General features: G+C 69.7%; 13 protein-coding genes and 1 pseudogene. 3 read left to right on the forward strand and 11 right to left on the reverse strand.

The features are described from left to right. Positions 1–2: 2 nt before the first annotated feature. From QE374_RS03035 to QE374_RS03080, 10 genes and pseudogenes are all read right to left on the reverse strand, one after another. A complete protein-coding gene (locus QE374_RS03035) occupies positions 3–1,073 on the reverse strand; it encodes a glycosyltransferase (protein ID WP_309732064.1) in 1,071 nt (356 codons plus the stop codon). Next, positions 1,070–2,308 carry a putative lipid II flippase FtsW gene (ftsW, locus tag QE374_RS03040; protein WP_309732066.1) on the reverse strand — a complete coding sequence of 413 codons (1,239 nt, stop codon included), beginning with the start codon at positions 2,306–2,308 and terminating at the stop codon, positions 1,070–1,072. Before ftsW ends, QE374_RS03035 begins: the two co-directional genes overlap by 4 nt. After that, complete coding sequence (gene murD, locus QE374_RS03045) at positions 2,265–3,824, reverse strand: UDP-N-acetylmuramoyl-L-alanine--D-glutamate ligase (RefSeq protein WP_396653315.1); 1,560 nt, start codon at positions 3,822–3,824, stop codon at positions 2,265–2,267. The genes ftsW and murD overlap by 44 nt, the downstream gene beginning before the upstream one ends. Then, positions 3,806–4,915, reverse strand: a complete 1,110-nt coding sequence (gene mraY, locus QE374_RS03050) for a phospho-N-acetylmuramoyl-pentapeptide-transferase (protein ID WP_309732070.1) — start codon at positions 4,913–4,915, stop codon at positions 3,806–3,808. Before mraY ends, murD begins: the two co-directional genes overlap by 19 nt. Continuing rightward, entirely contained in the window at positions 4,912–6,324 is a 1,413-nt protein-coding gene (gene murF / locus QE374_RS03055) for a UDP-N-acetylmuramoyl-tripeptide--D-alanyl-D-alanine ligase (protein ID WP_309732072.1), read from the reverse strand. Before murF ends, mraY begins: the two co-directional genes overlap by 4 nt. A gap of 17 nt (positions 6,325–6,341) precedes the next feature. Beyond that, on the reverse strand, positions 6,342–8,123 hold the full coding sequence (locus QE374_RS03060) for a penicillin-binding protein 2 (RefSeq protein WP_309732074.1): 1,782 nt from the start codon (positions 8,121–8,123) through the stop codon (positions 6,342–6,344). 4 nt (positions 8,124–8,127) lie between these two features. Beyond that, positions 8,128–8,736, reverse strand: coding sequence for a hypothetical protein (locus tag QE374_RS03065; protein ID WP_309732076.1), 609 nt, complete (start codon positions 8,734–8,736; stop codon positions 8,128–8,130). Next, a complete protein-coding gene (gene rsmH, locus QE374_RS03070) occupies positions 8,733–9,686 on the reverse strand; it encodes a 16S rRNA (cytosine(1402)-N(4))-methyltransferase RsmH (protein WP_309732078.1) in 954 nt (317 codons plus the stop codon). Before rsmH ends, QE374_RS03065 begins: the two co-directional genes overlap by 4 nt. Before the next feature lie 100 nt (positions 9,687–9,786). Next, positions 9,787–10,218: a division/cell wall cluster transcriptional repressor MraZ gene (gene mraZ, locus QE374_RS03075; RefSeq protein ID WP_234073091.1), complete on the reverse strand. Its 432-nt coding sequence runs from the start codon at positions 10,216–10,218 to the stop codon at positions 9,787–9,789. Positions 10,219–10,383: 165 nt separating this feature from the next. After that, positions 10,384–10,750, reverse strand: a pseudogene (locus QE374_RS03080) (DUF3040 domain-containing protein). 65 nt (positions 10,751–10,815) lie between these two features. On the opposite strand from QE374_RS03080, the gene QE374_RS03085 reads away from it, so the two are divergent. Then, entirely contained in the window at positions 10,816–11,904 is a 1,089-nt protein-coding gene (locus QE374_RS03085) for a polyprenyl synthetase family protein (protein ID WP_309732081.1), read from the forward strand. Positions 11,905–11,916: 12 nt separating this feature from the next. Here QE374_RS03085 and QE374_RS03090 read toward each other — a convergent pair whose 3' ends face one another. Next, positions 11,917–12,261, reverse strand: a complete 345-nt coding sequence (locus tag QE374_RS03090) for an Rv2175c family DNA-binding protein (RefSeq protein WP_309732082.1) — start codon at positions 12,259–12,261, stop codon at positions 11,917–11,919. Between the two features lie 154 nt (positions 12,262–12,415). On the opposite strand from QE374_RS03090, the gene QE374_RS03095 reads away from it, so the two are divergent. Then, positions 12,416–13,360, forward strand: coding sequence for a LysM domain-containing protein (locus QE374_RS03095; protein WP_309732084.1), 945 nt, complete (start codon positions 12,416–12,418; stop codon positions 13,358–13,360). A 68-nt stretch (positions 13,361–13,428) separates the two neighbouring features. Further along, positions 13,429–15,369 (forward strand): Stk1 family PASTA domain-containing Ser/Thr kinase, encoded by a 1,941-nt coding sequence (gene pknB / locus QE374_RS03100; RefSeq protein ID WP_309732086.1) that lies wholly within the window; start codon positions 13,429–13,431, stop codon positions 15,367–15,369. Positions 15,370–15,434 lie beyond the last annotated feature (65 nt).

A 15,434-nucleotide genomic window follows, 5' to 3' on the forward strand; every position in this document is an offset into this window, starting at 1 on the left:
GTTCAGACCAGCGCGCGGTCGATCAGCGCGATGACGTTCTCCGTGCCGTGTCGCGTGCCGACACCGACCGATGCCTCCCGCATCCGAGCGATGCGGGCGCGATCCGAGATCAGCGGCAGGATCTCGGAGCGCACGCGGTCGGCATCCAGGTCGGCATCCGGGATCACCACCGCGGCTCCGGCGGCGACGGCGGATGCGGCATTCAGGCTCTGCTCACCGTTGCCGACCGCGTACGGCACATAGACGGCGGGGATGCCGAGCGCACTGATCTCGCTGACCGTCGCCGCTCCCGAGCGGGAGACGATCGCGTCCGCCACCGCGAAGGCGTAGTCCATCCGGTCGATGTAGCGCCGCACGACGTAGCCGCGCACCGCGGGATCGGGGAGCTCGGAGCGCTCCCCCGTGATGTGCAGCAACTGCCAGCCCGCGGCGAGCACGTCCGGATAGGCGGCGCCGAAGGCGTCGTTGAGCCGCTGTGCGCCGAGGGAGCCCCCGAAGACGAGCAGCGTCGGACGAGCGGGGTCGAGGCCGAACGACGCGGCGGCCTGAGGTCGCAGCGCCGCAGTGTCGAGCGACACGATCTCACGGCGCAAGGGCATCCCGACCACCTCGGAGCGGCGCAGCGGCGTCCCCTCGAAAGCCACTCCCACAGCGGCGGCGCGGCGCGCGCCGAGGACGTTCGCCAGCCCCGGCTTCGCGTTCGCCTCGTGCACGACGACGGGAACACCCGCGCGGCGGGCGGCGACGTACGCGGGAGCCGCGGCGTACCCGCCGAATCCGACCACGACGTCGACGCCGCGGTCGCGGAGGTAGCCGCGCACCTGCGCCACGGCACGCCGCCACCGGGCGGGAAAACGCAGCGCCGCGGCGTTCGGGCGACGCGGGAAGGGCACCTTGTCGACGATGAGCAGCTCGTAGCCGCGCGCAGGGACGAGCCGGGACTCCAGCCCTTCACGGGTACCGAGCACGAGGATCCGGGCGTCCGGTTCGCGCTCGCGCAGCCCGTCGGCGACCGCGAGCAGAGGGTTCACATGACCGGCGGTGCCGCCGCCGGCGAGAAGATACGTCGTCACCGGGCGATTGTGCCACGCGGCGACGGGGACGCCGCTGAGCGCGTCTTGTGCGGGATGGTGCGCGCGAACGAAAGGAGCACACCGCAGGCTATGAGCACGGACATGAGCGAGGTCCCGCCCTGCGACAGGAACGGTAAGGGGACGCCGAAGACGGGCAGCAGTCGCAGCACGACGCCGATGTTGAGCAGCGCCTGGCCGATGATCCAGACGGTGATCGCGCCGGCGGCGATCCGCACGAACGGATCGTCGGTCTTGCGCACGATGTGGAACGCCCCGACCGCGAAGATCGCGAAGAGGATGAGCACGACGATGCAGCCGATCAGTCCCAGCTCCTCGCCGACGATCGCGAAGATGTAGTCGTTGGCCGCCGCGGGCAGCCAGCTGTACTTCTCTTTCGAGTTGCCCAGGCCCACCCCGAACACGCCGCCCCCGGCCAGTCCCCAGATGCCGTGCAGCGGCTGGTAGCAGTCGCCGTAGTAGTCGGCCAGGCAGTCGTTGGAGAGGAAGCTCATGTACCGACGCATGCGGTCGGGGCTCGAGATCGCGAAGTAGGCGACGCCGCCCGCGAACAGCAGGAGCGGAAGCAGGAAGACCCGCAGCTTCACGCCGGAGAAGAACAGGCCGGCGAGCATGATGAGCACGAGGATGATCGCGGTGCCGAGGTCGTGTCCGGCCATGACGGTGCCGATGACGGCGATACCCACCGGGACGGCGGGGATGAAGACGTGGCGCCAGTCGGCCAGCAGTGTTCGCTTGCGATAGAGGATGTATCCCAGCCAGATCGCCAGCGTGACCTTCAGGAACTCCGATGGCTGCGCCTGCATGCCGGCGATGCGGATCCAGTTCTGATTGCCGTCGTTCGTGATGCCCAGCGGCGTGAAGACGAGCAGCTGGAAGACGGTCGCGCCGATGAGAGCCGGCCACGCCATGCGCTTCCAGAACCGCAGGGGCATCCGGGAGGCCAGGAACATGAGAGGGATGCCGATCACCGCGAAGACGCCCTGCTTGATGACGGCGTCGTAGGGACCGCCGCCGGCGTCCTCGCTCGTCGCCGACGTGGCCGAGAGCACCATCACGAGCCCGAAGCCGGTGAGGATCAGCGCCGTCGACGCGATGAGCAGGAACTCGCTGGGAACCGGCGCGAAGACGCGTCCGAGGGAGACCCGTGCGGCCAGTCCCCGCTTCGCGGGCTCAGGCTCCTGCGGGAGGGGCCTGGTCCTCGTCGTGTCGACCACCCGCGTCCCTTCCGATCCTCGTGCGCACGGCGTCCGCGAAGCGCGTCCCGCGGTCCGCGTAGGAGGTGAACTGATCGAAGGATGCGGCGGCGGGGGCGAGCAGAACCACGTCCCCGTCGTGCGCGATCTCCGTCGCCAGCTCGACGACCTGCGCCATGACGTCTTCAGTCTCGGTGTCAACGACCTCGAAGACGGGAACCGCGGGCGCGTGTCGCGCGAACGCCGCCAGCACCTCGGTGCGGTCGGCGCCGATGACGACGGCGGCTTTGGCCAGGACGCCGCGCGTGGCGACGAGGTCCGAGACGTCCACGCCCTTCAATTGACCGCCGACGATCCAGATGGCGCCGGGGTAGGCCGCGAGCGAGGATGCGGCGGCGTGCGGATTCGTGGCCTTGGAGTCATCGACCCAGGTCACCCCGGCGGATGTGGCGACGATCTCGATGCGGTGGGGGTCGAGACGGAACCGGGCGAGCGCCTCACGGATGGCCGCGGGCTCGGCGCCCACCGACCGGGCGAGCGCCGCCGCGGCGAGGACGTTGGCGACCATGTGGGGCGCGGCGAGCTGCTGCCGGGAGAGCTCCTCGAGAGTCGTGAGCTCGAGGGCGCTGTTGCGACGGTCGTCGAGGAAGGCCCGATCGACGAGAATGCCCTCCACGACGCCGAGGTCGCTGGGACCGGGCATCCCGAGGTCGAAGCCGATGGCGCGCGCGCCTTCCACGACGTCGGCTTCCTCGACCATGAGCCGCGTGGCCTCGTCGGCCTTGTTGTAGACGCAGGCCATGCGCGTGTGGGAGTAGACGACGGCCTTCGCATCGCGGTAGGCGGCGAACGAACCGTGCCACTGCAGGTGGTCGTCGGCGAGGTTGAGGCACACGCTGGCCCACGGCGACACCGGTTCTGGCCCCGTCTGCAGCGAGAGATACCAGAGCTGATGGCTGGACACCTCAACCACGAGGACGTCGAAACCGGCGGGGTCGCGCACCGCGTCCAGCACCGGCACCCCGATGTTGCCGACGGGCGCGACGCGGTAGCCGGCGCTCTGCAGCATCGTCGCGGCCAGTCGGGTGGTCGTGGTCTTGCCGTTGGTGCCCGTGACGAGGATCCACTCGTGCGGGGAGCCATCCGGGCGTCGCACCTTGTCGCGTACACGCCACGCCAGCTCGAGGTCGCCCCAGAGCGCAACCTGCTCGGACCGGGTCCAGGAGATCACCGGGTGGTGCGGCGCGAAGCCGGGCGAGGCCACGACGAGCTCGGGGCGGTGCGCGATCAGCGCCTCCGGAACGGTGTCCAGCGGCCCGGTCCACAGATCTGCACCGATGACCGGCAGCAGTCGCGCGTACTCCTCCTCGGCGCTCTCGCTGACCACGAGCACGTCGGCGCCGAGCTCGGCCAGCGTGTCGGCGACCGAGAAGCCGGTCATCGACAGGCCGAGCACGACGACGCGCAGTCCCTTCCAGTCGGCGTGCCAGCTGTTCAGGGTGTCCAGACGAGCGTTCGTCACGATCGCACGAGCCATTCCACGTAGAACAGTCCGACGCCCGTCAGCGCGAGGAGCCCGGCGATGATCCACATCCGCACCACGATCGTGATCTCGGGCCAGCCGCGCATCTCGAGATGGTGGTGCAGCGGGCTCATGAGGAACAATCGTTTGCCGCGCGTGAGCTTGAAGTAGAAACGCTGCAGGATGACGGACCCCGACGCGATGACGTACACACCGGCGATGACGGCGAGCAGGATCTCCGTGCGGGTCAGGATCGCGAGAGCGACGATCACGCCGCCGATCGACATGGATCCCACGTCGCCCATGAACACCCGCGCCTTGGGAGCGTTCCACCAGAGGAAGCCGACGAGCGCACCGATGAAGGATGCGGCGATGATCGCGAGATCGAAGGGGTCGCGCGTCTGGTAGCAGGCGTCCTGCAGTCCGCGACTGATCGCGTCGAGGTCGCACGGCTGCTTGAACTGCCAGAAGGAGATGAGGGCGAGGGCGCTGGTGACGAAGATTCCGGAACCGGCGGCGAGCCCGTCGAGACCGTCGGCGACGTTGACCGAGTTCGAGGCGGCGACGCCGAGGAAGGCGATCCACGCCAGATAGAGCACCCACCCGACGATGGCGCCCAGCGCCATGAAGGAGAGCACCGGGATGTCACGGAACAGCGAGACGAAGGGACTCGCCGGCGTCTGGCCGTCGATGTTCGGGAAGCTCAGCCCGACGATGCCGAACGGGACGACCACGAGGATCTGGCCGATGATCTTGCGCCAGCCGGAGAGTCCGAGGCTGTTCTGGCGACGGACCTTCATGAAGTCGTCGATGAACCCGACGACGCCGAAGCCGACCATCATCCAGATGACGAGCAGACCGGAGATCGTCGGCGGGTTGCCGCCCGCGTAGGTGCCGATGAAGTAGCCGACGAGGCTGCCCACGATGAAGATCGTGCCGCCCATCGTGACGGTGCCGCGCTTGGCGCCGTGGCTCGGGTTGTGCTCGTTCTCCGGGGTGCGGATCACCTGCCCCCATCCCCACGCCCGGAACAGCCGCAGGAAGACGGGCGTCAGGAAGAGGGTGAAGGCGAGCGAGATCGCGGCGGCTGTCAGGAGTGATCTCACGAGAACGATTCTCCCAGACGGTCGCCGAGGAAGCGGAGCCCGGCGGAGTTGGACGACTTCACGAGCACGCGGTCGCCGTCGCGCAGCTCCCCCATGAGGTAGGCGTACGCCGCATCCGCGTCGTCGAAGAACACGGCCTCGTCGCTCCACGATCCTTCGGCCACAGCGGCGAGGTACATGCGCCGGGCTGCCTGTCCGATGATCACGATGCGCGGGATGCGCAGGCGGACGGCGAGCTCGCCGATGCGGTCGTGCTCCTCCCCCGCGTACTCGCCGAGTTCGCTCATCGCTCCCAGGACGGCCACCATCCGCTCGTCCGGCGCCGTGATCTGCGCGAGCGTCCGCAGCGCCGCGACCATCGAGTCGGGACTCGCGTTGTAGGCGTCGTTGATGATGCGCACGCGATCCGAGCCCAGCGGCTGCATGCGCCAGCGCTCGGCGAGCTCCACCGACTCCAAACGGGTCACGACGTCATCGATCCCGACGCCCAGAGCGGTTGCGGCCGCTGCCGCTGCGAGGGCGTTCATCACGTGGTGCGCGCCGAGGACGCGCAGCGCCACCGGACGGCTCTCGCCGTCGACCGTGAGGACGAAACGAGTGCCGGATGCGGTGACTTCGACGTCGCTGCCGCGCACGGCGGCATCCTCGCCGAGACCGAACCAGCGCACATCGACGGCTTGTTCGGCCGCTATGGGGGCCATGGCGCGTACGCGGGTGTCGTCGACGTTGAGCACGGCGAGTCCGCCCGGGCGCAGCGCCCGCACGAGCTCGCTCTTGGCGTGGAAGGTCGCCTCGATCCCGCCGAAGCCGCCGGCGTGGGCCATGCCGACCATCAGCACGACGCCCATGTCGGGTTCGACGAGCCCCGCCAGCTGTGCGATCGCGCCGGGAGCGCTCGCCCCGAACTCGCTCACCAGGAAGCGGGTGTCGTGGGTGACGCGCAGCATCGTGAGCGGGGCGCCGACCTCGTTGTTGAACGAGGCGCGGGGAGCGACGGTCTCGCCCTCCGGCTCCAGGATGCGGGCGAGGAGGTTCTTCGTGGTCGTCTTGCCGTTGGAGCCGGTGATCCCCACGATCCGCAGGCGCCCGCCGGCGCGCACTTCGGCGACGACGGCGCGCGCGAGGTCCGCGAGGGCGGCGACGGCGTCGGGCACGACGATCTGGGACACCGCGGTGTCGACCGGACGCTCGACGATCGCGAGGACGGCGCCGAGAGCGACCGCGGCGTCGACGAACAGGTGCCCGTCGGTCGCTTCGCCGGGCTTGGCGACGAAGATGCCACCGGGGCGCATATGGCGCGAATCGGTGTCGACGTCGCCGGAGACGACGGTGTCGGCGTCGTCGGCGCCGGCGGGGAGCAGAGTGCCGCCGAGGATCTCGGCGATGCGGGAGAGTGTGAGTGCGATCATGTCCTGGAGGGCGCCGCTCAGCCGATCTTCGGCAGCAGCTCGGGCTGCGAGTCGGAGGGCAGGACCCGGTAGGTCTTCAGCACCTGGGTCATCGCCTTCTGGAAGGCCGCAGCGTTGGCCGCAGACGAGCGTACCGCAGTGGGCTGATCGAGGGTGACGGCGACGATGTACTGCGGGTCGTCGACCGGGGCCATGCCGATCATCGTCGTGAAGTAGACGCCGCTCTTGTAGCCGGAGCCGTCGGAGATCTCACCCGTTCCGGTCTTGAGTCCCACCCGGTAACCGCTGATCGCGGTGGCCTTGGCGTTGCCGCCCTGCACCGCGACGTTCTCGAGCAGCTCCCGCACCTGTCCGGCCGTGCTCGCACTCACGACCTGCGTGCTCGCGCCGGCATCCGAGTCTTGGACGGTGCCGTCCGCGTTCGTGCACGATTCCACGAGCGAGAGCGGGATCTTGGTGCCGTCGTTCGCGATGGCCTGGTACGCGCCCATCAGCTGCGGCAGGGTGGTTGCGACGCCCTGCCCGAACGAGGTGTTGTAAAAGGTCTGGTTGTCCCACTGGTCGACGGGGCGCAGCGTCCCCTTCGCCTCGCCGGGGAAGTCCACGCCGCTGATCTGGCCGATGCCGAACTTCTGCAGGTAGTCGTAGCGCGTCTGGGCGGGGACCATCTCGGCGAACTTCGAGATCCCGACGTTGGATGAGTCGATGAGCACACCCGCGAGCGTGTAGTTCAACGCGCCGTGCGGGATCGCGTCCTGCACGCGGGCGCCGTTCGGGAAGGTCTCGCGACCGGACGCGGTGACGGTCGAGGTCGGCGTCGCGGCGCCGGTGTCGATGACGGTCGCCGCCGACAGCGCCTTGAACGTCGAGCCGGGCTCGAACGTGCCGCGGAAGATCCGGCTGGAGCGATCCTCCGGAGCGGTCGCAGAGACGTTGTTCGGGTCGACCGTCGGCCATTCCGCCGCAGCGCGGATCTTGCCGGTCTTGGCCTCGACGACCATGATCTGCCCGTGCTGAGCGCCCTGGTTGGTCGCCTGCTCCGCGATCAACTGCTGCAGGTAGTACTGCAGGTCGCGGTCGATCGTGAGAGTGAGCGTGCCACCGTCGACGGCGGGTGTCACCTGCTCGGTGCCGGGGATGATCACGCCGTCCTTGCCCCGTTGGAAGACGCGCTCGCCCTCGGTCGGTGCCAGACACGAATCCTGGGCGGACTCCAGTCCTTCCAACGGCTTCCCGTCGGAGCCCACGAAGCCGACGAGGTTGCCGGCGACGGCGCCGTCCGGATACGTCCTGGCGGGATGCGGCCGCATGGTGAGATACGGGATCCGCAGATCCAGCAGCTGCTGGTACTTCTCGGTCGAGAGCCCGTTCTTGAGCGATGCGTACTGCGACTTCGGGTTGACGGCGAGGGCGTCGGCGACGATCTTCTGCACGTCCTCGGCGCTTTGGCCGGTGATCTGGGCGATCTCACCGGCCACGGTCGGCCAGTCGACCTCGATCTCCTCGCCCGCGGCATCCGTGCGCTCGATCGGTCCCACGTTGCTGGGATCCAGCTCGGCGTCGTAGGTGAGGATGCTGCCCGCCAGGACGTTGCCGTTCTCGTCGACGATCGATCCGCGCGTGCCGTACAGGGTGGTCTTGCCGCCCATGGCGATGCGCAGGGAGTCGTCGATGTGCTCTCCGGCGTTCACGACCTGGATGTCGACCAGGCGCACCACGAAGGCGACGAGGACGGCCAGCACCACGGCCAGGGCGATGACGGTGCGGCGACGGGGGGTTCGCGTGCTTCTCGTCGTCATGGTCTCAGTGTGTGGCAGGGGTGGGCAGTCCGTCGGTCAGCGCGGGGGGTGTCGCCGGATCGGCGCCCGTGCCCGTCTCGGTCTCGGCCGCCGGCGGGGCCTGCACGCCGTTGATGGTGGCATCCGGCGCGGTGACGAGCGGAGTCTGGGTGATGAGCGCGTTCGACACGGCGCCGCGCCCCAGCGGGTCGATCGTCGACGTGTAGACAGATGCCTGCTGCGCTCCCAGCACTGCTCCGTCACTCAGGCGGAGGTAGCTCGGCGATTCGTTGATCACCATGCCCAGCGCTGCCGCGTTCGCGGCGAGGTACTGGGGCGAGCTGAGGCCGGCGACCTGGTCGTAGAGGATCTGCTTCTGCACCGTCAGATCGCGCTGCTGCTGAGTCAGGCTCGCGAGCTCGAAGGAGCTCTGCGTCGACAGGACCGACAGCACCATCTGCGCACCCGCGATCGCGAGCGCCCCCGCGACGGCGATGATGCCGTACACCAGTCGCGGCCGACGCCGGCGGGCCGGTGCCTCGACGGGGCGCAGGGTGCGCTCGGTCCGGGGTCCGGTCTCGGGTCGCTGCTCGAGAGGCTCGATGGCCCAGGCTGCGCTCGTGGTGGTGCTCATACGATCTCCCGGACTCGTTCGGCGGCACGAAGTCGTACCGGTGTGGCGCGCGGATTCGACTCGCGCTCGGCGTCGGAGGCGAGTTCGGCCCCCTTGACCAGCAGGCGGAACTGCGGCGCGTGCTCGGGCAGCTCGACGGGCAGCCCCGCGGGGGCGGTGGAGCTGCTCGCACGGGCGAGCTCGCGCTTGACGAAGCGGTCCTCGAGGGACTGGTAGCTGAGCACGACGATGCGACCACCCACCGCGAGCAGCTCGAGAGCCGCGGGAAGCGCCTGCTCGAGGGCGGCGAGTTCCGCATTGACTTCGATGCGCAGCGCCTGGAACACCCGTTTGGCCGGATGCCCCGCGTTGCGCAGCGCCGCGGGCGTGGCGGCGTCGAGGATCTCGACGAGACGGCCCGAGCGGACGATGGGCTCCGACTGGCGGGCGGCGATGATCGCGCGCGCATAGCGGGCCGCGAGTTTCTCCTCGCCGTAGCGCTCGAAGATCCGGCGAAGATCGCCCTCGCCGTAGGTGGCGACCACGTCCGCGGCGGTCACACCGGCCGACTGGTCCATACGCATGTCCAGCGGCGCGTCCTTCGCGTAGGCGAAGCCGCGCTCGGCCTCGTCCAACTGCAGCGAAGAGACGCCGAGGTCGAAGAGGATGCCGTCGATGCGCTCGACGCCCGCCGAGGCGACGGCGGCCCGGATGCCGTCGTAGACGGTGTGCACGAGGGTCGTTCGGTCGCCGAATCGGGCCAGCCGTTCGCCCGCGATGCGCAGAGCGTCGGTGTCGCGGTCGAGGCCGATCAGACGGAGTCCGTCGAATCGTTCGAGGAACGCCTCGCTGTGCCCGCCCATGCCGAGAGTCGCATCGACGAAGACGGCCCCCTCGCGATCGAGGGCGGGTGCCAGCAGCTCGACGCAGCGCTCGAGCAGGACCGGGGTGTGGATGTCGCTGAAGTCCATGATGCGAGGCCGGGTCCCTCGATCCTGATCCCCATCCGCTCCGACCTGACACCGGGGAAGTGCGTCAGGGCTCGAGCGGCTGGGAATCAGGGTCGAGGGCTCAGAACAGGCCCGGGATCACCTCCTGCTCCATCTCGGAGTACGTCTCTTCGTTGCTTTCGGCGTAGGAGTTCCACGCCTCGGCGTCCCAGATCTCCGCGTGCGCACCGACGCCGGTGACGACGAGCTCGCGCTCGAGACCGGCGTACGTGCGCAGCGCCGGCGGGATCGTGATGCGGTTCTGGCCGTCCGGCTTCTCGGCGCTCGCGCCCGAGAGGAACATGCGCAGGAAGTCACGCGCCTGCTTGTTGGTCAGCGGTGCCTCGCGGATGCGCTCGTGAACCTTCTCGAACTCCTCGGTCGCGAAGACGTAGAGGCAGCGGTCCTGGCCGCGGGTGATCACGACGCCGCCGCCCAGGTCGTCGCGGAACTTGGCCGGGAGGATGACCCGCCCTTTGTCGTCGAGCTTGGGGGTGTGCGTGCCGAGCAGCATTCGCGCATCCCCCCTCCTTCGTCCGGCCCACGTGTGAGGTGATCACCACTTTACTCCACTTCCCTCCACTTCACTACACATTCGGCGGCAGATCTGGGCGGGCGCTCCCCGGGCACGAAAAAAGCGCCGACCCCGAAGGGTCGGCGCTTTGTGAGAAGCGGTGGGTCAGCGGCCTTCTTGGCGGCGGGTCCCATCGGTCGTTCATGCGATCCATGAATCCGGCAGAGGGCCGAGACGGCGAGCCGCCGGCACGAGGAGCGGCACTGGGACGGGCGGTCTTGGACGGGGTGAGCGCGAAGATCACGCCTCCGAGCATCACGATGAACCCGATGACGCCCACCACGATCAACTGGGTGGAGAGCCCGACGATCAAGCCACCCAGCCCCACCAGCACGAGGATCGTCCCGTAGACGATGTTGCGGTAGCTGAGCGCGCGGCCGCCCTGCGGCGCGCTGACGACGTCGGCGTCATTGCTCATGAGATGGCGTTCCATCTCGTCGAGCAGGCGCTGCTCTTGTTCGGAGAGAGGCATTCGTCCCCCTAGGGTCACGGCGATGCTTGGATTCTACGCGCCGCCTGTCGAACTAGGCTAGGCCCGTGTCGAGGACCACAGACGCGATCGAAGCGGTTTCCCAGCGACTGGATACGTTCTTCGGATCGCAGGAGCAGGCCGCGCGGGCGATGGGACCCGATGCTCTGGCCTTCGTCGAGGATGTGCGCGACACCGTCACCGGCGGTAAGCGCCTCCGCGCGCGGTTCTGTGTGACGGGATGGCGAGCCGTCGCCGAGCGCGTCACACCCGGCGCCGCGCCCCCCGAGGCCCTCGTCGCGACCGCCGCGGCGCTGGAGGTCTTCCAGGCAGCGGCGCTCGTCCACGACGACCTCATCGACAACTCGGACACCCGCCGTGGCCGTCCCTCCATGCACCGCGCGCTCCAGGCGCAGCACTCCGCGCGGTCCTGGGCGGGCGACGCCGCCGGCTTCGGCCGTTCGGCGGCCCTCCTGGGCGGGGATCTGCTGGTGGCTTTCAGCGACGACCTCCTGGAGGAGGGGCTCGCTCTTACGGACCAGGCGGCCGCCGCCCGCGCCGAGTACGCCCGGATGCGGCGCGACGTCACCATCGGGCAATACCTCGACATCGCCGAGGAGTCCGCCTTCGCCGTGGCCGACGACGCGACGCACGCCGATCGTGCGCTGCGCGTGGCCTCGCTCAAGTCCGCGCGCTACAGCGTGGAGCAGCCGCTGCGCATCGGGGCGGCACTGGCCGGCGCCGATCGCACGCAGCTCGATGCACTGAGCGCATTCGGACATCCGGTCGGGATGGCGTTCCAGCTGCGCGACGACGTGCTTGGGGTGTTCGGCGATGCCGCCGAGACGGGCAAGCCGTCCGGGGACGATCTGCGCGAAGGCAAGCGCACGGTGCTCATCGCCTACGCCCGCGAGTCGCTCGGGCCGGGCCCCCGACGCACCCTCGACGAGCTCCTGGGCGACCCCGGACTCGACGAGCAGCAGATCTCGGCGCTGCAGCGCACGATCATCGACAGCGGCGCCGTCGACCGCGTGGAGCGGCTCATCACCGCCTACGTGCGCGAGGCCGACCGCGCTCTGTCCGCCGCCCCCCTGGCTCACGCGACGGTCAGCGAGCTGCGCGATCTCGCGCGGGCGGCGACCGAGCGGCGCTCCTGAGGTCGAACGGGCTCAGCCGAGGGCGCGGGCGACGCGGCGCACTTCGCTCTTGCGTCCCTGACGCAGCGACGTGATCGGCGCCTGCCCGATCGAATCCTCGTGGGCAAGGAGCCAGTCGATGGCCTCGTCGTCCGTCAGTCCCGCATCCCGCAGCGCGAAGACCGTGCCCCGCAACGACGACAGGGGCGCGCCGTCGACGAGGAAGATGCTCGGCACCCGGAACGAGCCTTCGCGACGCGAACCGATGAGATAGCCCTCGTCGAGCAGACGCCGGACACGGCTCAGCGACTCACCGGTCAGCTCGACCAGATCGGGCAGTGCAAGCCATTCGGTGGGGACAGGGGTGTCGGAACTCACCCGTCCATGTTCTCATCCGCGCACGGCGCATCGCGCCGAGCGCTCGTCGAAAGATGGGAGAGATCTCATCTGTCACACCCGTCACTTCCGTTGACCTCGGTACACACGCGTGTCAGGGTGGCGGAACCCCCGGATGTGAAAGAGGAGGACGACCATGCTCGTGGACGTCTCCCGCCACCCGCGCGCCGTCATCGGCGCCTCCGCCCTCGTGAGCACCGTCGCGCTCACCCTGATCGCCGCGCCTGCGCACGCGTCCACGAAGGAGCTGTCGCGCCAGGGTGCGCCTCACCCCGCTCAGACGCCGACGCCGAACACGCACACCGTCGCGGCCGGAGAATCCGTCGCCGCGATCGCCGCGCGCTACGGGCTCGCCACGGCCGACGTGCTCTCGTGGAACGGCCTGTCGTGGGGGGACTCGCTCATCCATCCCGGTCAGGTGCTGTCGCTCGTCGCGCCTGCCGCACCGGCGCCCGTTCCGACGCCGGCGCCCGCCGCCGGCACCCCCTACACCGTGGTCGCCGGCGACACGATCAGCGGCATCGCCGCACGCCACGGCTCCACGGCAGGGGCGGTCCTGGCCGCCAACGGCCTCACGTGGGATTCGATCATCTATCCCGGACAGACAATCACTGTTCCGGCCGCGTCCGCCGCGCCCGCACCGTCACCGGCCGCCGTCGACGCGGTCGGACTGGAGCTGGACGCCGAGCAGGCCCAGAACGCGCGCACCATCATCCGCATCGGCCGCGAGATGGGCGTTCCCGAGCGCGGGATCGCCATCGCACTCGGCACGGCCATGCAGGAGTCGTGGCTGCGCAACCTCGACTGGGGCGACCGCGATTCGCAGGGCCTGTTCCAGCAGCGCCCGTCCACCGGGTGGGGCACGGTGGAGGAAGTGCGCGACGCGGAGCGCGCCACCCGCGCATTCTTCGGCGGACCCGCCGACCCCAACGGCAGTCGCACGCGCGGCCTTCTCGACATCCCCGGCTGGGAGTCGATGAGTTACGCGGATGCCGCTCAGGCCGTGCAGATCTCGGCGTATCCGGATCGTTACGCCCGGTGGGAGCAGCCTTCTCTCGCCTGGCTGGCCGCCCTCGGGTAGGGCGCGGGGGCGGGATCAGCGGTGAGCCGCTGCCGGGGCTCACAGCGACCGCTCCGTAGACTCTCACCGTGAGCACGAGCCAGCGCACCGACCCGCTGATCGGCCGTCTCGTCGACGGCCGATACCGCGTGCGCTCCCGCATCGCCCGCGGCGGCATGGCCACCGTCTACGTCGCGACCGATCTGCGCCTGGAACGACGCGTGGCCCTCAAGGTCATGCACGGCCACCTCAGCGACGACACCGTCTTCCAGAGTCGCTTCATCCAGGAGGCCCGTGCGGCCGCACGCCTCGCCGACCCGCACGTGGTCAACGTGTTCGACCAGGGTCAGGACAGCGACATGGCGTATCTCGTCATGGAGTACCTGCCCGGCATCACGCTGCGCGAGCTCATGAAGGAGCAGCGCCGCATCCCGGTCCCGCAGACCATCACGATCATGGATGCGGTGCTGTCGGGCCTCGCCGCCGCGCACCGCGCCGGTATCGTGCACCGCGACGTCAAGCCCGAGAACGTTCTCCTCGCCGAAGACGGCCGCATCAAGATCGGCGACTTCGGGCTCGCGCGTGCGACCACGGCGAACACGGCGAGCGGGCAGATGCTGCTCGGAACGATCGCATATCTCGCACCCGAGCTGGTCACGCGCGGCAGCGCCGATGCCCGCAGCGACATCTACGCCCTCGGCATCCTGCTTTACGAGATGCTCACCGGCGAGCAGCCGTACAAGGGCGAGCAGCCCATGCAGATCGCGTATCAGCACGCCACCGATTCGGTTCCCCGCCCGAGCGTGAAGAACCCGGCGGTCCCGGAGCAGCTCGACGAGCTGGTGCTGTGGGCGACGGAGCGCTCCCCCGACGCCCGGCCCCTCGACGCGGATCAGATGCTGCAGCGGCTGCGCGAGATCGAGCGCGAGCTCGGCATCGCGCCGCAGGTCGCGCGCACACTCGCGGTGGGCACGGCCGTGAGCGACGACCGCCTGGACTCCGGAGAGCTGACCAAGGCCCTCCCGCTCGGGGGCACCGGCCCCACGATCGTCGCCGAGGACGTCGACAACGCCACGCTGCTGCGTCGGCGCGCGCGCCGACGATCCGCGAAGGGGGCGTGGCTGCTGACGCTGGTCGTGCTGCTCGCGGCTCTCGCGGGCGGGATCGGATGGTGGTTCGGCTCCGGCCCCGGCTCGCTCGTCGCCGTTCCCGCACTGGAAGGGCAGAGCTTCGAAGCCGCGCAGGCAGAGATCGTGGACCGCGGTCTGCGGGTGGAGCGTTCAGACGAGTACAGCTTCGACGTGGCCGCTGGCGCGGTGATCCGCACCGAGCCCGGAGGCGGCGAACGCGTCGAGAAGGACTCGCTCGTGCGAGTGGTCATGTCCCAGGGCCCCCAGCCGCACGACGTCGGCGCGCTCGCCGGGATGACGGTGGATGCGGCGACCGCCGCGATGCAGCAGGTGCGCGTCGCCGTCGGCGATCCGCAGTACGTGTTCACCGACGCGGCCGACGGTACCGTCGTGGCCGCGGCCGTCTCCCCCGCCGCCGGCGGCGACGCGTTCGACTGTTCGAACGGCTGCACCCTGCACGAGGGCGACAGCGCGAGCTTCACCGTCTCCCGCGGCCCGGTTCCCGATGTGTCGGGGATGAGCGTCTCGGACGCGACGAAGACCCTCACGGCACTCGGTCTGACAGTCTCCGGTGACAGCGCGTCTCAGACGAGCGACACGATCGATGAGGGCCGAGTGATCGGGATCTCCGCCCGTGAGGGCGGCGGCGACTGGCGACCGAACGACACCGTCCAGCTCATCGTCTCGGACGGCCCTCCCCTGTTCCCCGTCCCCAACGTCGTCGGCATGACACTGAGCGAAGCGAAGAAGACGCTCGAGGCGGCCGGGTTCAAGGCGAAGTACGCGGGCTACTGGGATGCCGCGCCGAACGTCGCGAAGGTCGTCTCGCAGGATCCGACCGATGAGGACAGGATCCGCAAGAACGCGAACGTCAGCCTCGTGCTCAGTCTGACCGGCTGAGCAGCACCGCTTCTCGGACGAAACGAGAGAGCCGCCCCGCACGGATGCGGGGCGGCTCTCTCGTT

Source organism: Microbacterium sp. SORGH_AS_0428 (assembly GCF_031453615.1).
In the GTDB taxonomy this organism is placed as follows: Bacteria; Actinomycetota; Actinomycetes; order Actinomycetales; family Microbacteriaceae; genus Microbacterium.